The organism is Hymenobacter sp. BT559, from assembly GCF_016427535.1.
In the GTDB taxonomy this organism is placed as follows: Bacteria; Bacteroidota; Bacteroidia; order Cytophagales; family Hymenobacteraceae; genus Hymenobacter.
Map to the genome: position 1 here is coordinate 701,100 of NZ_JAELXV010000003.1, position 22,415 is coordinate 723,514.

At 55.4% G+C, this 22,415-nt stretch carries 17 protein-coding genes; 4 read left to right on the forward strand and 13 right to left on the reverse strand.

Annotation, left to right across the window (positions count from 1 at the left end):
• The first annotated feature begins 21 nt into the window (after positions 1 to 21).
• Both JAO77_RS13630 and JAO77_RS13635 read left to right on the forward strand, forming a co-directional pair.
• Entirely contained in the window at positions 22 to 2,511 is a 2,490-nt protein-coding gene (locus tag JAO77_RS13630; protein WP_198990915.1) for a TonB-dependent receptor, read from the forward strand.
• Between the two features lie 51 nt (positions 2,512 to 2,562).
• Positions 2,563 to 3,534, forward strand: a complete 972-nt coding sequence (locus tag JAO77_RS13635) for an ABC transporter ATP-binding protein (protein ID WP_198990916.1) — start codon at positions 2,563 to 2,565, stop codon at positions 3,532 to 3,534.
• A gap of 100 nt (positions 3,535 to 3,634) precedes the next feature.
• Here JAO77_RS13635 and JAO77_RS13640 read toward each other — a convergent pair whose 3' ends face one another.
• The 6 genes from JAO77_RS13640 to JAO77_RS13665 form a co-directional block, all read right to left on the reverse strand.
• Entirely contained in the window at positions 3,635 to 3,955 is a 321-nt protein-coding gene (locus tag JAO77_RS13640; protein ID WP_198990917.1) for a hypothetical protein, read from the reverse strand.
• Positions 3,956 to 4,220: 265 nt separating this feature from the next.
• Positions 4,221 to 6,266 carry an excinuclease ABC subunit UvrB gene (gene uvrB, locus JAO77_RS13645; protein WP_198990918.1) on the reverse strand — a complete coding sequence of 682 codons (2,046 nt, stop codon included), beginning with the start codon at positions 6,264 to 6,266 and terminating at the stop codon, positions 4,221 to 4,223.
• Positions 6,267 to 6,359: 93 nt separating this feature from the next.
• Positions 6,360 to 6,770, reverse strand: a complete 411-nt coding sequence (locus JAO77_RS13650; protein WP_198990919.1) for a hypothetical protein — start codon at positions 6,768 to 6,770, stop codon at positions 6,360 to 6,362.
• 49 nt (positions 6,771 to 6,819) lie between these two features.
• Positions 6,820 to 7,011 (reverse strand): hypothetical protein, encoded by a 192-nt coding sequence (locus JAO77_RS13655; protein WP_198990920.1) that lies wholly within the window; start codon positions 7,009 to 7,011, stop codon positions 6,820 to 6,822.
• A 63-nt stretch (positions 7,012 to 7,074) separates the two neighbouring features.
• Positions 7,075 to 8,709 carry a hypothetical protein gene (locus tag JAO77_RS13660; protein WP_198990921.1) on the reverse strand — a complete coding sequence of 545 codons (1,635 nt, stop codon included), beginning with the start codon at positions 8,707 to 8,709 and terminating at the stop codon, positions 7,075 to 7,077.
• A 14-nt stretch (positions 8,710 to 8,723) separates the two neighbouring features.
• The gene (locus JAO77_RS13665) at positions 8,724 to 9,362 is read right to left on the reverse strand and encodes an RNA polymerase sigma factor (protein ID WP_198990922.1); all 639 of its coding nucleotides are present in this window, start codon (positions 9,360 to 9,362) and stop codon (positions 8,724 to 8,726) included.
• Positions 9,363 to 9,720: 358 nt separating this feature from the next.
• Here JAO77_RS13665 and wrbA point away from each other — a divergent pair, with 358 nt between their 5' ends.
• The gene (wrbA, locus tag JAO77_RS13670) at positions 9,721 to 10,335 is read left to right on the forward strand and encodes an NAD(P)H:quinone oxidoreductase (protein ID WP_198990923.1); all 615 of its coding nucleotides are present in this window, start codon (positions 9,721 to 9,723) and stop codon (positions 10,333 to 10,335) included.
• 84 nt (positions 10,336 to 10,419) lie between these two features.
• Here wrbA and JAO77_RS13675 read toward each other — a convergent pair whose 3' ends face one another.
• Together JAO77_RS13675 and JAO77_RS13680 are read right to left on the reverse strand one after the other, a co-directional pair.
• On the reverse strand, positions 10,420 to 11,160 hold the full coding sequence (locus JAO77_RS13675; RefSeq protein WP_198990924.1) for a shikimate dehydrogenase family protein: 741 nt from the start codon (positions 11,158 to 11,160) through the stop codon (positions 10,420 to 10,422).
• Between the two features lie 42 nt (positions 11,161 to 11,202).
• On the reverse strand, positions 11,203 to 11,862 hold the full coding sequence (locus JAO77_RS13680; RefSeq protein ID WP_198990925.1) for a DedA family protein: 660 nt from the start codon (positions 11,860 to 11,862) through the stop codon (positions 11,203 to 11,205).
• A 1,516-nt stretch (positions 11,863 to 13,378) separates the two neighbouring features.
• Here JAO77_RS13680 and JAO77_RS13685 point away from each other — a divergent pair.
• A complete protein-coding gene (locus JAO77_RS13685) occupies positions 13,379 to 15,385 on the forward strand; it encodes a T9SS type A sorting domain-containing protein (RefSeq protein WP_198990926.1) in 2,007 nt (668 codons plus the stop codon).
• Between the two features lie 86 nt (positions 15,386 to 15,471).
• Here the strand turns inward: JAO77_RS13685 and JAO77_RS13690 are convergent, their stop codons facing one another.
• The 5 genes from JAO77_RS13690 to JAO77_RS13710 all read right to left on the reverse strand — a co-directional run bounded on the left by JAO77_RS13690 (position 15,472) and on the right by JAO77_RS13710 (position 22,375).
• Entirely contained in the window at positions 15,472 to 16,302 is an 831-nt protein-coding gene (locus JAO77_RS13690) for a phosphosulfolactate synthase (protein ID WP_198990927.1), read from the reverse strand.
• 160 nt (positions 16,303 to 16,462) lie between these two features.
• Entirely contained in the window at positions 16,463 to 17,860 is a 1,398-nt protein-coding gene (locus JAO77_RS13695) for a tetratricopeptide repeat protein (RefSeq protein WP_198990928.1), read from the reverse strand.
• Between the two features lie 153 nt (positions 17,861 to 18,013).
• Positions 18,014 to 19,036: an NAD-dependent epimerase/dehydratase family protein gene (locus JAO77_RS13700; RefSeq protein WP_198990929.1), complete on the reverse strand. Its 1,023-nt coding sequence runs from the start codon at positions 19,034 to 19,036 to the stop codon at positions 18,014 to 18,016.
• 31 nt (positions 19,037 to 19,067) lie between these two features.
• Positions 19,068 to 19,754 carry a tyrosine-protein phosphatase gene (locus JAO77_RS13705; RefSeq protein ID WP_235998410.1) on the reverse strand — a complete coding sequence of 229 codons (687 nt, stop codon included), beginning with the start codon at positions 19,752 to 19,754 and terminating at the stop codon, positions 19,068 to 19,070.
• A 110-nt stretch (positions 19,755 to 19,864) separates the two neighbouring features.
• Entirely contained in the window at positions 19,865 to 22,375 is a 2,511-nt protein-coding gene (locus JAO77_RS13710; RefSeq protein WP_198990930.1) for a polysaccharide biosynthesis tyrosine autokinase, read from the reverse strand.
• Between the last annotated feature and the right edge of the window lie 40 nt (positions 22,376 to 22,415).

The window sequence follows — 22,415 nt, forward strand, 5'->3', positions numbered from 1 at the left end:
GCTGCCGCTCACATTTTACCTATGCCTTTTTTTACCCTGGTTTATACAAATTCCACTTTCTGTCGTGCGGCGTGGTATCTGTTGGTTGGTGGGGGAGTGCTGGCGCCGCTGGCTATGCGGGCGCAGGAGCGAGCAGCCCTCACGGGCACCGTCGGCAACGCCACGGGCGCTGGGCTGGAGCTGGTGACCATGACGCTGCACCGGGCGACAGATTCGGTGGCGGTCAAAACGGAATTTACTAACGCCACTGGCGCTTTTCGGCTGGAGGCTCTAGCGGGGGAGCGCTACCTGGTATCGGCGCAAAAGGTAGGCTACCAGCGCTATTGGGGCCCCGCCCTGGTGCTGCCGCCTACAGGGGCGGTGTTGCCGACTATCGCCCTAGTACCTGGCGCGGCCACTGTTTTAAAGGAAGTAATTGTGGCCGGCCGCAAGCCGCTGTATGAGAGCCTGGCCGACCGCACCGTGGTGAACGTGGCCGATAGCCCGCTGGCGGCCGGAGCAACGACCTTCGATGTCCTAGGGCGTGCGCCCAATGTTACTATTAGCGGTACGAATGAACTGGCTCTGCGTGGTCGGCAGGGTCTGCTGGTAGTGCTTGATGGCAAGCGCGTGCCCCTTACCGGCAGCGACTTGGCCGACTACCTGCAGTCGCTGCCTGCCGAGCAGGTTCAAAGTATTGAGCTGCTAACAAACCCGCCGGCCAGCTACGACGCCCAGGGTGGAGCTGGGGTTATTGCCATCAACCTCAAGAAAGACCAGCGCCTAGGTGCCAATGGTAGCCTGAACGCCAGCTATGGCCGCGGCCGCTACGGCAAGGCCGTAGCCGGTGGCTCGCTCAACTACCGCCGCAAGAGCTTTAACCTGTACGGCACCTATGCCTTCAACGACCGCCAGTACTACACGCAGTATACCTTTCAGCGGCAGTTCGCTGCCACGCCCACGCTGCCCGCTGCCCGCAGCGAGCAGGATACTTACCAATACGTGAAGCAGCTGACACACAGCGCAAAGGTAGGGCTCGACCTGAACCTTTCGAAGCGCACGCTGCTCGGGGTGTCGGCCACGGCGCTGGCCAGCAAAACCGCCATCGAAACCACCGGCGACGCGTTTTTTTACGGTGATAGGGGCGCCCGCCTCGACCGTATCTACTCGCGGGTCGAGCAAGACGTGAGCCGGCCCAACGGGTCGGTGAATCTGAACCTGCGCCATGCCTTTGCCGACTCGGCCAACGCTAGCGTCATTAATGCCGATGTTGACTACGCCCGCTACCGCAATTCGCGCCAGCTTAAGTTGGTGACTCAGCAGGAAGACCCGGCACCGACGCCTGACGAGCTTACCGGCGACCAGCGCAGCACGCTCGCTATCGGCACGGCTAAGGTCGACTATAGCCAGCCGCTGCCGCACCGCACCCGCCTCGAGGCGGGCGCCAAAGTGACGCAGATAGCCTCGGACAATGCGGCCACGTTCATCAACCGCGCGGGCGTTAATCCCACAGATTATACCTACACGCTGCTCGAAGCTATTTCGCAGCCCTTCGCCTACCGCGAAAACGTGAACGCGGCCTACGTAAGCCTGCGGGGCACGGTAGCTAAAACCACGGTGCAGGCTGGCTTGCGGGGCGAGCAAACCAATATCCGGGCCGACCTAGGCGATGCTAGGGTGCGCGACCAGCACTATTTTCAGCTATTCCCGAGCCTGCTGGTGCAGCGCACGCTCAATAAAAACAACACGCTGACTTTGAGCGTAGCCCGGCGCATCGACCGCCCCAGCTACTTGCAGCTGAATCCGCTGCGCGTGTACCTGGATGCTACATCGTACAGCTCGGGCAACTATAGTCTGCTGCCCCAAACCAGCTACAACTTCGAGGTGTCGCACACTTACAAAGGGAAGTTTACGACGGCCCTTGCGTATGCGCGCACCAACCAGCCGTTTGTTATTGCGCAGCTGCCCGCGCCCGATGGCGGCTGGATGGTAGTAAACCAGTATGTGAACCTGAGCACCCAGAATTTCTACACGCTAAACCTAATTGCGCCCTTCGAGCTGACCAAAACCTGGACGCTGTATGCCAACGCGCTGGTGTACTACAACAGGTACCAGGGCGTGCTCAATGGTACCGTGCTCGACCGGGGCCGCTTGGCGTGCAACCTCACGGCCAACAACAGCTTTGCGCTGCCGCACGGCTGGACGGCCGAACTCAATGGTTTTTACGAATCGCGCGAGGTAGGCGGCTTTCAGGTGCTGCAGCACCGGGGCCAGGTGGGCGCGGCCGTGCAGAAAATCTTCTGGCGCAAGCAGGCCACGTTCCGCCTGAATGCGACCGATATCTTCTATACCACGCCGCTGCGTGTGACCTCGACCTACGATAATTTTATGGAGACCTTCTACCGGCGCCAGGACCAGCGCGTGTTCACGGCAGCCTTTACCTATCGCTTTGGCAACAACAAGGTAGCCGCCGCCCGCAAGCGCGCCGCCGGGGCCGATGAGGAGCTGCGCCGTGCCGCCGACAGCCAGTAAGCGCAAGCCTACTCTTAAATCATTCCCTGGCTCTGCCGGTTACTAGCGCCTATGGAATTGCTTCGGGTATCGGATATCAGCCTGGTGGAGCGCGAGGCTACAGTGGTAGCGCCCATCAGCTTCAGCCAGCGCGCCCACCACAAGCTGGCCCTGGCCGGCGAAAGCGGCGCGGGCAAAAGCACGCTGCTGCAAATGGTAGCGGGCCTGATACAGCCCAGCACCGGCGAAATACGCGTGGCGGGCGACCGGGTGCGGGGGCCGCATGATGTGCTGGTGCCGGGCCACCCCGGCGTGGCGTACCTGTCGCAGAAATCTGAGCTGCCCCATTCCTTGCGCGTAGAGCAGGTATTGCGCTACGCCAGCAAGCGCCCCGCCGCTGAGGCCCAGGCGCTCTATGAGCTTTGTCGCATTGACCACCTACTGGCCCGCCGCACCGACCAGCTTTCGGGCGGCGAGCAGCAGCGCGTGGCGTTGGCGCGGCTGCTGCTGGGCTCGCCTAGATTGCTGCTGCTCGATGAGCCGTACTCAAACCTCGACCGCGTGCATAAGCGCCAGCTCCAAGCCATTATCGAGGAGGTTGGCACACGCCTAGGCATCACGTGCCTACTAGTTTCGCACGATGCCACCGATGTGCTGCCCTGGGCCGACGAAATACTGGTATTGCGCCGCGGCCAGCTAGTGCAGCGCGGTACGCCGCAGCAGCTATATGCCCAGCCCACCGACGAGTACACCGCCGCGCTGTTTGGCGACTACAACCTGGTGCGCGGCGCCGACCAGCTGGCCCTAGGTCAGGCTGGGGCTAGCGCCACTCCCAAAGCGCCGCTGCTGGTGCGCCCCGAGCAACTGGTGCTGTCGGCTAGTGGCGCCGGCCTGCCCGGTACCGTGCGGGCCGTGCGGTTTATGGGCAGCTACTATGAGGTAGAGGTACAGCTGCCAGAGAGCCTTGTGCGGGCGCGAGCCACAACGGCAGCCTTCGCGCCGGGCAATGCAGTAGTGGTATCGGTAGCAGCGGCTGCTAAGTAGCAGCTAACAGCCTCGCAGGTGGGCGTAAACTAAAAAAGGCTCCGCAGTTAATGCGGAGCCTTTTTTCATCTAAGCCGGCTTAGCGCCGGTCTGGAAATACCTAGGGGGTGGTAGTACCAGTGGTCGTGCCCGTGGTGCTACCAGTAGTAGTGCCGGTAGTGGTACCTGTGGTAGTAGCGCCCGTGGTGGTAGTACCAGCAGTGGTGCCAGCGGTAGAGCCTGCCGTGGTGCCAGTAGTGCTAGCCCCCGTGGTGGTGGTGCTGGCCGTAGTGCCCGTAGTAGAGCCTGAGGTAGTGCCGTCAGTAGTAGTGGTGCCGGTGGTGGTGCCCGACGTGCCTTCGGTGGTAGCGCAAGCGCTCATGAAGGTTAGCGAGGCGCACAGCGCAGCGCCCATTAGCAATGAAAACTGGTTGCGTTTCATAAGCTGACTAAGGGAAAAATGAAAATGAAGTCCCCTAACGACTATGAAAGTAAGGAAGTTGCACAGTGGCTACTTTTTTTTGTTATAAATGAAGTTTTGATATCTTCCTCGTGCTGCGCAGTAATAAGTATAACCTCCTTATTCCGGGTAGCCTAAAAGCACGAAAAGCTCAGGTTATTACGAGCAGTAAAAAAAGCTTGCCAGTAGCAGCGCAGGTAGGGTGGGCGGCTTGCCTCCCATGCCCTACCTGCGAGCACCTAGGGGCTTAGTCGCGCTTGTTTTTGAGCATCTGTTTGAGGGCGCCAAGTTCGTCGCGGAGCTTGGCGGCTTGCAAAAAGTCTAGCTCTTTGGCGGCGGCCTCCATCTGCTTTTCGGTGGTTTTGATAAGCTTTTCTAGCTCGACGCGGTTCATCATGGCTACCACGGGCTCGGCGGCCATGGCTAAGGTCGTGTCGCCGGTAGCGTAAGCCGTGGCGGGTGCCTGCGCCTCCACAATGCGGTAGTCGGCCAGGTCGGTTTGGCCCATAATCTGGGCGTGGCTCTTGCGCACTGTTCTGGGCGTGATGCCGTGCTCCTCGTTGTAGGCCATCTGGGTGGCGCGGCGGCGGTTGGTTTCGTCCATGGCTCGCTGCATCGAGCCTGTGATGCGGTCGGCATATAAGATGACCTTGCCGTTTTCGTTACGCGCCGCGCGGCCCATAGTCTGGATGAGCGAGCGCTGGTCGCGCAAGAAGCCTTCTTTATCGGCATCCAGAATGGCCACCAAGCTCACTTCGGGCAAGTCAAGACCTTCGCGCAGCAGGTTTACCCCGATGAGCACATCGACCTCACCCAGGCGCAGGCGCCGCAAAATTTCGACCCGGTCCAGGGTCTTCACATCCGAGTGAATGTACTCGACCTTGATACCTAGGCGCTCCATGTACTTGCTCAGCTCCTCGGCCATGCGCTTGGTAAGGGTGGTCACGAGCACGCGGTCGCCGGCTTTCACGCGGTTGTCTACCTCATCGAGTAGGTCGTCTATCTGGTTGATGCTCGGGCGCAAGTCAATTTCGGGGTCAAGCAAGCCCGTGGGGCGGATAACCTGCTCTACCACCACACCATTGGCCTGAGTCAGCTCGTAGTCGGCGGGCGTGGCGCTCACGAATACCGCCTGCCGGTACATGCTCTCAAACTCGTTGAAGGTCAATGGGCGGTTGTCAAACGCCGACGGCAGGCGGAAGCCGTACTCAATAAGGGCCGTTTTGCGCGAGCGGTCGCCGCCCCACATGGCCCTGATTTGCGGAATGGTGGCGTGGCTCTCGTCTACTACCAGCAGGTAGTCGTCGGGGAAGTAGTCGAGCAGGCAGAACGGCCGCGAGCCCGGCTCGCGCCGGTCGAAGTAGCGCGAGTAGTTCTCAATGCCTGAGCAGTACCCTAGCTCGCGTATCATCTCCAGGTCAAACTCGGTGCGTTCCTGAATGCGCTTGGCTTCTACATCACGGCCTTCTTTCTCGAAGTACTTGTGCTGCAATACCATGTCATCCTGGATTTCCTTAATGGCGGTGTTCAGCGTTTCCTTGCCCGTCACGAAGAGGTTGGCGGGGTAAAGGGTCATATTCTTCTCGTCGCTCAGCTTGCGGCCGCTGGCGGGGTCGATTTTCTGAATCGCCTCAATCTCGTCGCCAAAGAAGAAAATGCGGTACGCAAAGTCGGCGTAAGCCGGAAATACGTCTACCGTATCGCCCTTCACCCGGAAGCTGCCGCGCGTAAACTCGACCTCGGTGCGCGAGTACAGAATCTGCACGAACTGGTAGAGCAGGTTATTGCGCGAGTAGCGGTGGCCCGGTGCCAGAAAAATGACATTTTTGCTGAACTCCTCGGGGTTGCCAATGCCGTAGATGCACGACACCGAAGCCACCACCACTACATCGCGCCGCCCACTCAGCAGCGTGCTGGTGCAGTGCAGTCGCAGCTTCTCGATTTCTTCGTTGATAGCTAAGTCCTTCTCGATGAAGACATCGGAACTGGCGATATAGGCCTCCGGCTGGTAGTAGTCGTAGTAGCTGATGTAGTACTCAACGGCGTTCTGCGGGAAAAACGCCTTGAACTCGCCATAGAGCTGGGCGGCCAGCGTTTTGTTGTGGCACAGCACCAGGGCCGGCTTGCCGGTTTCGGCAATCACGTTGGCCATCGTGAAGGTTTTGCCCGTGCCCGTGGCACCTAGGAGCACCTGGGCCGGCTCACCAGTATTCACGCCCTGCACAAGCTGGGCAATGGCTTGAGGCTGGTCGCCGGTAGGTTTAAATTCGGAAGTAAGCTGGTACGTCGACATACAGGGGCAGGAACGGCCGGAAAAAGGCCAGCTAGCTTAACCCCAAATACCAGCCTTGGGTTTCTAGGTTGCTCGAAACTCGGCAGCCCGCCGCTAGGCCGGCCGCAACCTGAGCGTAGCCGCGCGTAGCTGCCCCATGTTTTTGGTTGATGGGTAAGGCGTTGCATCCAGCAGCCGCACCCAATATTTCTGTCGGTTCAAAGTCACATTGACTGAATCAGCGGCATAGCTCTTTTGGTACCCTAGGCGCACTGTTTGGGCGGTGCCATCGTCGGTGAGCACTACCGTGGCCATTAGAGTACCAGCCCAAATGCACACAGCGTCGCTGGGGCAGCGTGAATCGCTGAGTTCGGTAAGAGTGGCTTCTACATGGCCAGGGCTACCTAGGGCCAGCGTAACGGGCTGCTTGGGCACCAAGGCAACATCTTGGCCTAGTTGGGGAGTGGTTTTGCCGCAGCTGCAAGCCAGCAGTCCACCCAGCAGCCCTACCAAAGTGCGTTTCATGAGGAAGAAAAAGAAAAGGCCGTCGGGAAAGGCGAGTCGTTCCCCAGCTCTAATGCGGCTGGGGAACGACTATGCGCCCATGGTGCCCGCTGCCAAAGTGCCCAGCCATCGGAGCAGAGGCCGGTGCTAGTGGCTGTGTGCGCATGGCGCTTGCCTGCAGCTGGTGCCGGTACAAGTGCCGCGCTGCCAGCAGCGCGAGCAGCGCCAGCAGGGCTACGAGCAGACGTAGCTGAAAAGGCATAAGTTTGTTTGTGGAGAGAGCGAGAAGAACGAAAAACTACGCGGCCCAGCTGGACCGCGTAGCCTATTGCACGGGCACTACGCCAGTGTTAAACTCAAAGCCAGCCTCTAGCCCGAAGCTGTAGGGGCGGCTTTGCTGCAAGAAGCTTTTGTCGGTATCAGAGTTGAGCGATTGCACGCCCGCTTCGGCCGTGGGGCCTACGCTTACGCCCCAGCTTTTGTTGGCCGGGCGGTAGCGTACGCCTGCTCCGCCGCGCAGCAGCGTAGTGAGGCGGCGGTAGGGCGTGCTGCCCGCAAAAGGCGAGTAGGAGCGAGCCGTTTCGGGGTTGCTGGCTACCTCGGTGTGCACATTAAGCAGGGCACTCACGATGGCCCCTAGGCGCCCGTAAAACGAAACACCTGATTTAGTGGGAGTGTCATAGCGGAGCTCGACCGGCACACCCACCGAGCGGTAGCGGTAGGAAGAAGTCTGCAGTGCGCGAGGTGCCGAGTTAGATAAGTTAGGGTTGAAAAAGCTGGCGGCATCTAGGTGCACACCATCGAAGCCCATAGATGTAGCTGAGGTGGCGTGCTGCTGTGCGGCCTCTAGGCCCGTGCTGAGCGACCAGTGCCCGCCCAGCCAGCGCGTAGCCCGCAGGCTGAGGCGTTGCCCCAGGCCCCCGCGTTGGTTGGCCCGGTACTCGGCAGCGGCCGACTGGCTGCCACCCAAGCCAACCGAATAGCTGGGAGGAGTGATGGCGCTAGCCAATGGGTAACGTGAGCTACTAGCGGCAAAATCAACGTTGGGATTGAATGCAGTGGCCGCATAAGCCGCCTCAAACCGCCACTGCCGCAGCTTGGTATGGGCAGGCAGCTTGGTTTCGACGGGCGTGAGCGCAGCTGGCAGCCCAGTACTGGGACCTGGGGCTAGCTGAGCCAGCTTGCCGTCGAGCAATGCTTCGCCATGTCGGCTCAGTGCTAGCGCCGCTGTAGCCGTGCCAGCCTCGGTAGCATTAGCCACATCGGCAGCAGTAGCCACCGGCTGGCCTAGGGTAGTAGCGGTGCTAGAAAACGTAGTAAGCGATGAGGTAGCAGTAGACTCGATAGATTGGCTGATAGAAGGCGAAAAAGGAGCTGCTGCGAACACACTTGCGGCCCTTGCACCGCTCCGCGAGGCCATCGTGGCACGGTAGGCGTAGGTGGCCAGGGTAGGGGTGGCCGAGTGGCCTAGGGTAGCGGCTGGGCTAGTGCTTACCCGTGGAGCATCGGTAGCGCCTACGGCGGCGTAGTCGGCCGGGGTAGTTGCCGCGCTAACTAGAGCGGGCAGGGCACCTGCTGGCTGCGTAGTAGCCGTAGCGGCTTGCGTAGCCCGGCCTGCAGGGCTGGTCAGCTCTGCAGTAGTTCGAGTAGGGCGGGCCGCAGTGGTTGTCATCTCTACGCGCGCCATATTGCCAGTAGCGCTGGCCAGGTTGGGTGCTGCCTGTTGTTGGCTGTGCCACCAGCCGCCGCCCGCTAGTGCCGCCAGCAGCAGACTGGCCGCCATGCCCCAGCGGTGTACGAGTAGGCGGCGGCGGTATTTCTCGTTCTCAGCTAGTAGCAGGCTATTGTCAATTTGGTCCCAAACCAGAGGACGCGGCGGCACGGCGGCCGCCTCGCTCTCTAGCAAGTGGTGGCGAAATAACTCTTCGAGGCTGCCCTTGGGAGGCGATTGCGAATCCATACTGCTAGAAGTAATTAAGATAGAGGCCGCGCCGGTGAAGACAGACGCGCTAATTTAGTTTGAAGGACAACCCGGGCCCGGGAATACTGCGACTTGCTGGTGCCCTCCGATATATTGAGCAGTTCTCCAATTTCTTTATGCGTGTAGCCCTCTATGGCGTAGAGGTTAAATACCAGCCGGTAGCGGGGGGCCAACTCCTGCACTACGGCCAGCAGCTCGCCGTAGGCGTAGTTGCTAAACGTAAATTCTTCGCTGGCGAGGGTCTCCGGGTAGTCGCCGTCGCTCACGGCCACCAGCGGGGCGTTGCGGCGGTGCTGGCGTAGGGCGGCGTTTATCATTACGCGCCGTATCCAAAACTCGAGCGGGCACTCGCGCCGGAAGCTGCCTAGGGTGCGAAACACTGTCAGGAAGCCTTCCTGTAGCACGTCCTCCGCCTCAAAGGTGGTCTGGGCGTAGCGCAGGCACACGGCCATCATGCGGGCAGCGTACTTGTCATAGAGCTGCTTTTGGGCCAACTGTCGGCCTTGCAGGCAGCCGTCTATCAGCTCGGCTTCGGTGGGCGCGGCGTAAGCCACCGGGCGGCTGGCCGTGAGCCCGGTGGGCCGGGCTGGCGGGTCTTGGCCAAACGTAGCGGGCCAGGCGGCACTGCTCATGCTTTGGTCCGGGCGGGGCCGGCTGGTAATCCGTGCAACATAGACAACGCGAGGTATGAAAACTTTCCTAGGTCGAAAGCCAGCTGGTTTCACCGCTTCACTATGGCAAGAGGCGCAACAGCCACCTAGCGTTGCATCACCAAAAATAAAAGTGTCTATCTAAAATTAAGATGCAGTATTCCAATCATATATAAAAGCATTAAGTGGCATAACATAGCGATGTGGGCACATAAGATGTACATACATGAATAACCATTTATATTTGAGCCGAAGCAACGCCAGCGGCGGTTAGCCGTTTTAGCGTTCCGGTTACTTGTTGTTCCCTCTTTTCTCCTCTCAACCCCCTTTTCTTCTTTGTATGAAGACGCTTGTGTTGTTTTATTCCACCTATGGCCACGTGTGGAAACTGGCCGAAGCCATTGCCGAAGGTGCTCGCGAAGTAGCTGGCAACGAAGTATTAGTAAAGCGCGTGCCCGAAACCCTACCTAAGGAAGTGTTGGATAAGACCGGCGCCACCGGGGCCCAGCAGGCTTTCGCTCACGTACCCGTTGTTACCCCCGACGAGCTGAAGGACTACGACGCCATTCTCTTCGGCACGCCCACCCGCTACGGCAACCTCTGCGGCCAGATGCAGTCGTTTATGGATAGCACGGGCGGCCTGTGGGCCACCGGCGCCCTAGTGGGCAAGGTAGGCGGTGCTTTCGTGAGCACTGCTACCCAGCACGGCGGCCAGGAAGAAACCCTGCGCAACTTCCATACTGAGCTGCTGCACCATGGCTTTGTTATCGTAGGCCTGCCTTACGCTTGGCAAGGCCAAATGGGCCACGAGGTAGTGACCGGGGGCACGCCCTATGGCGCCAGCACCGTGGCCGGTGGCCAGGGCGAGCGCCAGCCCAGCGCGAATGAGCTTGAAGGTGCCCGCTTCCAGGGCCGCCACACTGCCGAGATTGCCAAAAAGGTATCAGGTAAGTAGTGCCTAGTTGTTAGTGCTTGGCGCTTAGCTAATAGCGCGATATCAATTACTGCTAACTAAGCGCCAAGCATTAACAACTAGGCACTACTTATTCCAAATGTCCCAAGCAGCTTCGGCCTGCCGCTCCAGCATATCGAAGCCATTTTTAGTTTGGGCCCCAGCCTCGCGGCCCTTCTGCAAAAACAGCGTTTCGCGAGGATTATACACTAGGTCGTAGAGGTAGTGCTGTGGCGTGAGAGCCGCGTAGGGTAGAGGCGGGCAGCTATCTACGTTGGGGTAAGTGCCCAGCGGCGTAGTGTTAATGATAAGTGGGTGAGCGTCCACTACTGCCGGCGTAAGCTCGGCGTAGGTGAGGTGTGGCCCTAAGGCATCGCGCGATACCAGCCAGTAGGGGATATCTAGCTCGCGCAGGGCCACGCCCACAGCTTTGGCTGCACCACCCGTGCCCAGCACCAGCGCCCGGGCCTCAGAACCCCGCGTGGGGTAAAAGGGGCGTAGCGATTCCCGAAACCCTACATAGTCAGTATTGTGCCCAATGAGGGTACCATCGGCCCGCAGCTCGATGACATTGACGGCCCCCACCAGCGCGGCCGAAGAGGCTACATCAGTGAGGTACGGCCAAATCTGCTCCTTATACGGGATGGTGACATTGAGCCCTGCTAGGTCGGGGTGCTGAGCTAGCAAGCCGGGTAGCTCGTGGGGCGAGGCCAGCTCAAACAACTCATAGCGACAGTCCTCCAGCCCCAGCCGGTAGAACTTCTGGGTAAAGTAGGTCTGCGAAAAAGAGTGCGAAAGCGACCGGCCAATAAGCCCAAACGTGCGCATAGCTTCGACGAGTAAAGGTGCAAAATACCGCAGCCCGGTAGCCTAGGCCCGGGCTAGCTTGCTGCGCAAAAACTGCCACAGCGGCGGCAGCACCGAGAAAAGCACGATGCCGTAAATAACAAACGTAAAGTTGTTTTTAACCCACGGAATAGACCCTAGGAAGTAGCCCGCCAGCGTGAGCGACACTACCCAGAGCACCGCCCCCGCAATGCTGTACGAGGCAAAGTGCCGGTACGTCATGGTGCCCACGCCTGCCACAAATGGCGCAAACGTGCGCACAATCGGCACGAAGCGCGCCATGATAATCGTCTGCCCGCCGTGCTTGGCATAGAAAGCCTGGGTTTGCTCTAGGTACTTACGCTTCAAAAATTTGAAGTCCTCGCGAAACACCCGCGGCCCTAGGTAGTCACCAATAAAGTAGTTGAGGTTATCGCCTAGGAAAGCAGCTGCCAGCAGCAGCGGGATGAGATAGAAGATATTCAGCAGCGGGTGGCCGGTGCTGGGGTTGGGCTGCGCGGCCAGTGCTCCCGCTACAAACAGCAGCGAATCGCCGGGTAGAAAGGGGAATATGACAACTCCTGTTTCCGTGAAGATGATAAGAAACAGAATCAGGTAGGTGAGGTTACCATAGTCATGCACTACATTGACGAGCGTCTTATCGAGGTGCAGAATAAGGTCTAGGAAGTGCTTGATGAGCTCCATGCGCGAGGAATGTTGACCTTGCAAAGTAACGCCGCTAATGAAGCAGTGCCAGCATCGGCGCGGCTACCGCAGCCAAAGCCACTACAGTAAGAGCTGCGGGAGTTATGCAGATGCCAGCTTATGTAGCATGCTGACCAACAATTCCATGGTCTTTAGCGAAGGCCCGCCTACTCCTGAGCAGCCGTACTATTTGGTTTATTGCTCCGCCGGCCAACGTTAAGAACTAATTTTTAGATATTTCTGAAAATTTATTTCTTTTTTACCTATAGTATTATGCCAAGCTAGGCGATAGCCACGAATCCACGCAGTATATTACTTAAATACCAACCTTAGGCCACAGCATTCTATTGGATGCTAGCACTTACGCATGCCCCGGTAGGGAACTAAACTGCAATCGGTACATTCAGGACCTTCGAAGGGCTTTGGCATTTTAGCTAAGGCCTTGATTTTTTGCGTAGCGCGTCCGTCACTGAGCATGTAAACAAGAGCCGGGCGTACTAAGTAAAAATGGCTCATTTGGCGCTTTTTTTGTAAAAAAATCACACATAGTTGCCTTTAGTTTACCTTTCTCTTAAAAAGTTAAGCAGGACAATAACACCCATAAAAAAAACTTAAAAAAAGCGTCACCTTTCTTTTCTGACCCGTATAAGGCCCCGATTTGCCCGTCCGGGAAAAATTTCCTTGTATTAGGTAAACGAACTTACCCTCACTCAATATGACAACTACTACTCTGCAAAAAAAGCGACAGCTTAGCTATCGCGTGAATTTTATGAAAGCGGTGGTACCACTGCTGACATTCATAGCTAGCTTAGTTTCTTGGCAGGCAAATGCGCAAAATACCTACTTCTACGACGATGCCATCACCATTACTAGGCAGCCAGTAGGCGCGTCTAGTTCTACAGTTGGTTATAGAGGTACATACACTGATGGTGACACACCATATGACAGTTATATTGACCTAGGTAACACAAGCACTAACACCAGCAATCCAGACCTAGGAGCCTATGACTATACTAGTAGTGCGCTATCAATTGGTAGCGGCTCTCTAGTGGCTTACATGCCTCCTCCCCCTCCCCGAGCCCCAACTGTTACCATTACCGGAGCAGAGATACGGTATCGGGTGTACCTGAAGTCTACTACCACTGCACTGCCAGCTTATACTACAATTCCTTTGTCAAGCGCAGGTAGCTATGTCAATGGCGGAGAGCTGTACCAAAATAATGCGGTAGCTAACGCCAACTTGCTAAACGGACTGAATGTCTCAGGCCGTTATGTACTGGAAGTAGTGTTTCGGACGCTAACCCGTAATTCTCGCGGCGTAACTGGGGTAGATGCAGACCCTAGTGGCTCGTCTTACCAAGCTGAATTCGATTATACTGCTCCGCCTGCACCTACCCTCAAAGGCACTGCGGTTTATGTAACGCCTTACTCGGCAAGCGGCAATGCTCAGCCACGAATCACATACACTCTGAATTCAACGGCTACACCAGCGTTTGAAGGAGCCAACTTGGGAAACATGACGTACGACCTCAACACCGGCGTACTACTACTCAATGGCGGTGTAGCAGTGACTACGGAGTCTGGTGCTCGCACAATTACTAGCGTGAGCATGTACTACCGGGTGCGCCAGCAAAACCAAGGTGGTGGTTCGTATACTGCTATCAACCTGACGCAGAATGGTAATGTGAGCAATGATGGTACTCGTATTTTCTCGCTTGCCAATCGCACAATCAATTTGATAAGCAGCGCTAGTATCGCAGGTAGTTACAGCGTAGATATCTATTTCCAGGCGGGAGGTACGGATAATGCTAATCCCAATGCTCCGGTTGCTATTACCCTTTCTGACCGCAATGGAGACAATCCTTACACGGCGGGCTTCAATGTAACTGGCGACCCTTTTCCAACTACAGTGTGGACAGGTGGCCTAAATGATAACTGGTTTGACGGTAGTAACTGGACAAATGGCGTCCCAACCGCTGGTACCAACGTGGTAATTGCTAACCTGGGTACTAATGCTCCCTACCCGCGTATCCTGTGCGATACTAAGTATACCTTTATTGACCCTGTTACGCAAGCATCATCCCTAGTAGATAACACTGGCAGGATGTTAGCGGTGGCTCGTAACCTAACGATGGCTGGTACTAGCCAGGCTGACCGTTCGACCCTAAGCTTGGTTATCGGTACCCTAAATGTTAGTGGGGACTTCGATAACACTTTCGCCAGCTTCGTATCGAGTGCTGGTACTACCATTGCTTTCAACGGCACCAACCAGAGCATTTCGGGTGGTGCGTTCGCTAACGTATTCATCAGTGGAGGCGGTGTTAAAACCTCGCAAGGTATTATGAATGTGGCTGGCGACATCACCTTTGGAAGTGGTTTGCTAGTAACGGACATTACGCGGCCTACGACCTCTGTTGTTAACCTAGGAGACCGTGGTAATAGTAACAATAACGTAGGTGGCCGCCTGCTGAACGAGCGAGACGGGTCTTATCTACAGGGCTTCGTGACCATTTCGCATAGCACTGCTACTCCCGGCACGGAAGACCTGTTTGGCAACATTGGCCTAGGTTTGAACTTCTACACCAACCCCGGGGCGATTCTGGTAACTCGCAACACGGCTCAAGCCTACAGCCCTGGTAATGGCGCTGCTAGCGGGGTGCGCCGCATCTTCGAGGTAACGCAGTCTAGCGCTAATACAGCTGGTGCTATCAAAGCTGACATGCGTTTTTTCTACCTCGACAGCGAAACCAAGAATCTAGGTCCGACTGGTAACATCAACATCAACGAAGATAATTTGGTGATATTCGCCTCTGTTAATGAGGGCAACACGTTCGTCAACCTAGGTGGCAATGTAGATGCAACCAGCAATATTGTAACGCTTATGGGTACAGCCAGCTTTGCAGTGCCCACTACCCGTTTCACCCTTGGCGATAAAACCAATCCACTACCAGTAGAGCTAGTAGCTTTCGACGCCAAGCGTTCGGGTACTAATACCTTAGTTACGTGGCAAACGGCTACAGAAAAGAACAGCGCTGGCTTTGATGTAGAAGTAGCTACCGACGGATTAAGTTTCCGCAAGCTAGCGTTTGTGGCCAGCAAATCGGCCAACAATAGCTCGGCTTCTAATTACAGCTATTCTGACACTGAAGCAGCTAAATCGGGTGTGCGCTACTACCGCTTGCGCCAAGTAGACCTCGATGGCAAGTATGCTTACTCGCCCATCCGCGCCGTAAGCTTCGCGGGTGCTAATGACGCCGCCGTAGCTTCGCTCAGCAGCTACCCCAGCCCCTTCACTAGCAGTGACCAAGCTGCCTTGGTATTGCAGGCGCCTACTGCCGGCACGGCCCAACTGCAGTTGACCGACTTAACCGGCCGCACTATTGCAAGCCGCGCCGTAATCACGGTGGCAGGTATCTCGGAAGTAGCAATACCCAATGCTAGCGAGCTGGCTGGAGGAACGTACCTCGTGAAAGTGACCTTCGCAACGGGCGAAGTAAAGACGATTCGCATCCAGAAGCGCTAGTCGCTTTTTCCGAATCCCAGCAAAAAGCCTGGCTCGTATGAGCCAGGCTTTTTTCGTGTACACTATTGATTAACTATAACTTTTTGCTAGCCGCGGGGCATTGAAGTGCCCGGTTTACCTGTCTTAACTTCGGGGCGAAACATAGGGTCTACCGCTTCCATATCCAGGAAGTGGGAGAACGTGTCGCCCCGCAGCCCCAAGCGAATAGTTTCGAGGCTCACCACCTCATTAGGCGCAATGTTACCGAGGTTTACGTTGGCGCCTAGCAGCTTGATAAACCATACCTGCTGCGCCTTTTGGGGGGCTTCCCAAATAATGCGCTCCGAAGGAATCTTGGTGAGAATCTCTTCTACCAGTCCCGAGCGCACTTCGCCTGTGCTTCGAAACAAGCCCACATTGCCACCCTCGCGGGCCTCCCCAATAACCTTAACAGCGCCAGCTTCGAGCTCGGCCTGCATCTGCGAAATCCACTTGTAAGGAGGAATAATCTTTTCGGCATCTTTCGACCCTACCTCGCTCAGTACTTTCACCGACTTGCTCAGTTCTCTAATAAACTCGCATTTGCGGTCGTGCGGCAGGTCTAGGCTACCGTCCGATACCTCGGCATACTCAAGCCCAAACGAATCGAGTAGGCGGCGATAATCGTCAAACTGATTGCGAATGATAAAGGCTTCGAACAGGGTGCCGCCTAAGTACACTGGCAAGCCCGCTGCCCGGTATGCATCTATTTTGCGCTGCAGATTGGGCACAACGTAGGAGGTAGCCCAGCCCAGCTTCACGATGTCGGTGTAGGGGGCTCCTACCTCCAGAAAGTCTTCCACTTCCCGAATGCTCAGGCCTTTGTCCATCATCATGGTAAAGCCTTGCTCGCGGGGTTTCTGCGTGCGCTCGGGCAGTTGCGAAAGGGAATAGTTCATTAAGTAAGCGGGTGAAAAGTAGGGGTATATAACGTAAAAACTGGGCCGCTGAGCCAGCAGCCAGTTGCTACACGTTAGAAAGCAAAAAGCCGCCTGCTTGTTGGGCAGGCGGCTACAAAAGTAAGTTACCTAAAAACTTTAGGACGCACGGACCATCTTATCACTTCCGAAATTGGTCAATGAGCCGCCGCAAAGCAGGCTGCTGTTCGAGCTCCGGAAAATAGTCAAATAGTAGGGTGTGCTGCTCATAATTGAGCGAGAGCGCTGTTTCTAATTCTTGATAGGCTTCTCGCAGCCGGCCCGACGCCAGCAAATAAGCGCAGAACATATAGTGAAAATGCGCCTCGTGCGGGTGTAGCTCTACGGCATGGCTCAGTAGGTCGATGGCTTCGTCATAATGCCCTTGCTCGTACAGAATGGCGCTCCAGCTTACCCAGCCCGTTGCATCATCTGGCGCTACTTCGGTGGCCCGCTCGTAGGCCTCCAGGGCGCTCACCACATTGCCTACCTGGTTTTCGGCGGCACCTAGGGCTGACCAATATTCGCCGCTTTCGCCATAAAGCTCCACTGCCTTACGGAAGAAATGAATGGCTTCAAAGGGCCGCTCCTGCTCTTGTAGCAGTACGCCTTGGCCAAACCAAGCCTCGTCCATATTTGGATTAATATCCAGCGCCTTGCGATAATACTGGCGGGCCTGCTCCCAATCGCGCAGCTTTTCATAGCACTCCCCAATGTTGCACAGCGCTTCGTCGGTGGGCTCATTGGGCGGGTAGCTGAGTTCAAACTCCGCAATGGCCCGCTGGTACTGCTGCTGGCATACGTAGGTGTCAGCTAGCCAGTGGTGTGCATCATAAAAGTCAGCATCAATAACAATGGCGTAGTCGAAGGCTGCAATGGCCTGCTCGTATTTCTCTAGCCGATAGTAGTACTGCCCTAGGTTATACCAGGCAATGGCCGAGTAGGGGTCGTCGTCGGTAAAGCGCTGAAAGAACTCCTCGTGCTCGGGCAGTCTATTGCTGGCCTCTAGGCAGTTGAGTAGTTCCTGCACCGTTGTTTCATTGTCGGGGTGCAGCCGCAGGCTGTGCTTGTAGTGCCGCGCGGCGCTCTTGTACTTCTGCCAGCTCTGGTACGCCAGCCCTAGGTTAAAGTGAATGTCTTCGCGGTCGGGGTTTTGCGACAGTGCCGCCTGGAAGAAACGAACGGCCTCTTCAAAGTCGCCCCGCTGCGTGGCAATAATACCGCGGGTTACGGCCACGTCAGCATTATCGGGGTCGAGGCTGGCTACGCTCGAAATCTGCCGCTCAGCCTCGGTATAGTCACCGCGCATGGCCGAAATCTGGGCACGGTCGATGAGCAGCTCGGTGGAGAAAGGATATTGGCTCAGTGCTACCTCGCAGGCTTGCTGCGCTTTGTCGAAAGCCGCCGAGGTCACATAGTAATCAATGATAATTTCAAATTCCTCTAAGTCAAAAAAAGCGGCTTCATCGTGAGCCACCATGCGCTCGTAGCGGCGCACAGTGTTCTGAGCTGCCCGGGGGTCTTCAAATGATTCGTTCATGCGCATAAAATCACGAATTAGTACAGTACGAACTGAACAGCTACTAAGGCACCTTCAGCTAATCAGCGGGAACGGACAATAACTAGGCCTGATTTAATTAAGGACCTTCCGTCATATTCCCTAGGTGTGAAAGCGTAGCGTTGTCGCGATTCGCTAAGATACAACCGTCTGGGGGCTAGTCCGGTTCGTTTTGAGGCCTTGCGTGGCCCAGGCAATAGTTTCGTTCAGCGGTCGAAAACCTAAGCCTGTGGTTTGCTGCACCTTGACAGCATCGTAATAGATGTGTCGGCGCCCGGCTCGCGCCGTGTCGCGGGTAATTAGGGGGCGGGCGCCCGTCAAAACAGCCCGCCCATGTTCGAAGCGCCAGATAAGCTCGGCGGCCCAGTCGGGCACGGCCACCGTGGGCGGGCGGCGGCCCAGGGCAGTAGCTGCGTCTCGCAAAAAGTCCCCTAATGGGTAAATGCCTCCATTCAGGATGTAGCGCTCGGTGGTCCCTAATGGCAGGTCTAACATCAGTCGCACTAGCTGAGCTGCTACATCGCGCACATCTACAAAATTGAGCAGACCTTTTGTGTAAAAGTGATGCTCATCGTAGGCATAGCGCAACAAGCGCGTGCTGCTACGCTGCCAGTCGCCGGGGCCTATAACTACCGAGGGGTTGACAATAACGGCTGCCAGGCCCTCAGCGGCTCCGCGCCATACCTCCAGCTCGCCTAGGTACTTGCTAGTAGCATAGGCCGGGTGGCTAGCGCCTAGGTCCCACGTCGCCTTCTCCGTTACTACCTGCGGTATGGCAGCCGGTTGCTCATCCGTTGCTTCGGCCGGCGAACCCAGGGCTGCTACCGAAGATACGTAGCCTAGGCGGATGCCCGGCCGGGCTAGGCACGCATCTACAACGGCCGCTGTGCCCTCTACATTGGTTTCTAAGAGGGAATCCTCATCTTGCGGCGCGTAGGACACTAGTCCGGCGCAGTGAAACACATGCGTTACATCCGGTGCGATAGCTGATGCCAGCAGAGTAGCATCTAATAGGTTACCCTGTACCCACTCTACGCCAGGAAAAGTATCAATGGGGGCGGCGCCCCGGTGCAGTGCCCGCACGGCAAGCCCCCGCGCTTGCAACTCGCGCAGCAAAAACGAGCCGATAAGACCAGTTGCTCCGGTAACGAAAACCATCGGCTAATAGAGAGAGCGGTAATTAATTAATTTATAACGTGTTGTTGAGTAGAGGCAGGTGCAAAAGCTTTCGGAAATAAGCCGAGTTGACCGTTTTCTTAGCCAGAGCGGCAGTATGGCGTAGGTGATGGGTATCAGTGCCTACAAAATCAACCAGCCCTTCATCTATCAGTTGCTCGGCCACGTGGCGAGCGGTGGGCGAGTAGTAGCCCGCTAGCGAGTTGAGGTTTAGCTGTAAAAGCACCCCATATTCCTGCCGCAGCTTTCGAATTTCAGCAAATCGTCCGTAATAATAAGTATAGCGTTCAGGGTGAGCTAGTACGGGCTGATAGCCAGCTGCTTTCAACTCAAAAATAGTAGCTTGCAGGTTGAAGGGCTCATTCATGTACGATGTCTCGAAGAGTACATAGCGCTTCTCGCCGCCGAAGCTCAATAGCTCAGAGCCTTCGGCTAAGCGCTGGCCCAGCCATTCGTCTAGGTAGTATTCGGCGGCGCACTCCAGGGCCACGTCGCCGAGGCCCGCTGCTAAAGCTGCAGCCTGCAATTCTGCCAGGGACGCCCGGATACCTTCGGGCGTATTTTTATAAAAATCTCCCATCACGTGGGGAGTCATAATCAGCTTGCGAAAACCTAGTGTGCGGAGCTCGCTCAGAAGTCCTAAGCTGTCAGCCACCGTTTCGGCCCCATCATCCAGACCTGGTAGCAGATGCGAATGCATATCAACGCGTAAGCTAGCTAGAGGACTATCTACATGAGTATAATTGGTAGCAGACCCGCTGCCAAACAAGCGCTGCCAAAAACTGGCCATTATATAATGCTCATTATTGATTAGCTAAAGAAACTCTTGATTTTCTGGCTGAGTGTTGGAGCTTGGACGGACTCTTCGTAGTAGCCCATGCCATAGCCAGTGCTGCTGCTACCATAGCCGTAGCCGTAGCCATAACCATAGCCGTAGCCATAGGCGCCTTGAGCTTTAGCATCATTAAGTACGGTGCACATCTTGGAGAACTGATTATTACTCATTAGGCGATTCAGATTTTTCAGAAATGCCTTTCGGGAATAATTAGCCCGTACTATATAGATAGGTACATCGGCTTTACGCATAATAAGAATTCCATCGGTAACCAATCCTACTGGCGGCGTATCGATAAGAATAACATCGTAGCTCCGGTGCAATTCGGCCAGTAGCTGGTCGAATCGTGGGTTCAAAATAAGCTCAGATGGGTTGGGTGGGGTAGGACCAGCCGAGATAAAGTCAAGTGACTCAATAGCAGTATGCTGGATGCATTCTGCCAAGGTATGGCGTTCAATAAGAATTGTGCTGATACCTCGCACGTTATCGGCATCAAACGCTAAATTGACCTTTGGCTTGCGCATGTCTAGGTCCAGGATAATGACTCGCTGACCAGATAGCGCAATAATGCCGCCAAGATTTACGGCAACGAAGGTTTTGCCTTCGCCCGAAATAGTGGAGGTAATGGAAATGATACGTTTTTTATTAGATGGACTAATGAAATCCAGATTGGTTCGGATAGAACGAATAGCCTCAGAGACGGAAGCCTTAGGATTTTTGTCTACTACCAGCCGCGATACTTCCAGCTTTTCTTTGTCGTAGGTAGGAATGACGCCTAGTACAGACGCTCTGGTACCACGTTCCAACTCACCAATGCCAGTTATGGTATTGTGCATCAGATAGCGAGTGGCTATAAGTCCTAAGCCGAGTACCAAACCGCCTGCTAGTCCAATAGCATAGACCAGTAAGCGCACGGGTGAAATGGGCTCACCTGGAGGCGAGGCTGGTGATAAAATTTGGAATTCAGGAGTAGTACCAGCCTGCTGGATGTTAAAATCCATTTTCCGGTCTATTAACCGCTCGTAAGTAGATTCATATAGACTGAGAGGCCGCTGTAAGCGTTGTTGCTCAGTCACCTTTTCCGGCATTGCCAGCAGCTGATTGTTCAGTAGCGCATCCTTCTCGTCGAGGCGAGCGAGCTGCTTCTGAAGTAATTGTAGGTCTTGCTGCAACTGCCGCTGCAGTAGTTCGCGTGTGTCATTTATAATAGCTTGGTTGCGCTGTACTGCAAATGTCTTCTCAGTCTGCGATTTCAATGTGAGCCGCAGGTTGCGTTGCTGCGCGTCTAGCTGGTCTAGTAAGTTTGTCAGTGCTGGGTCCTCTAATTGTGATAGGCCCGGTAGATTATCTGCCACTGTTTCCTCATCAGTGCGCGTAAGCTGGTCACGGCTCATAAGGCGGCTAATATCACTTAAGAGGCGAAGCTTATCCTGAATCTTCTGTCGGTCCTCCTGTTGTTTCACCAGGGTTTCCTTAATTGTCATCATATCGCCTTTGACATCGTAAGTTCTATTACGACGTACAAACTCCTTCTGTGCTTCCTCGGCAGCCCGCCACCGCTTATCATTGTCCGCAATTACTTGGTCAATAAACTCTAAGGATAAAGCACTGCTTTGCTTTTTGCGGTCGAGCTTTTCCTTCAAATAAACGGTATCAATATTATTGATGATGTGCGCCGCCTTCTCAGGATTATTATCAGTAAATGAAATCTGGATGGTATTGGCGCTAGGGTTTAGTACGGTTACAGCCAAGTTTTTGTCTAAGTAGCCGCTTACTGCACCATCATCAAGAATAACGAAATGGTACTGTGGGTCATCGCCTACTGGCAGTGTCCGTCCAGGCGCTGCCTCTAGCCACAGTTGCATACCTGGGAAAGTACCCCATTGGCCTACTTGGTAGGTGCCAGTCAGTGTTTGGTTATGAGCCTTGACACTTACTTGATACTTAGTGGGAGTTAGAAAATTGACTAAAAACTTCTGATTATATAGCGCCGGGTCCGTGATTTTATACTTCACCCGAAATGGTGAATTAGTATATAGTTCAGCCTCCAGCACAGTTCCCTGCACGTAATAGTTGACATCTAATGCTACACGTTCACGCAGGTTTTTATAAGTCAAGTTAGACTTGATAAGCTCAACTTCACCAGCTAGCTGATTAACAGGAGCCTCTTCATTTTTAACAGCGCCAAACCCTAGTTTATTAGCTTCCGAACGCTCATCGAGCTTTATGATAGAAGCTGCTTTATAAATAGGCTTTGTATAACGCAAAAACAGCCAAGAGGCTGTAAAACCCAAGGCGAGTAACAATAGAACCCATGCTAAGCTTCGGCGAGCTACTAATACTAGTGTAGTTAGGTCTAACCCACCGCCAATGTCATCCTGCTCGGTAGTTGGCGTTGGGCCTGTGGTAGGAGGCAATTGTCCTGCCGTTTCGCCAGTGGCTTTGCGAATAAGCTCCTCCAATTCCGCATTTTCACTTACTGCCATGAGTTATATTTTAAAGATATTATAAGTAGAGGTAGGTTAT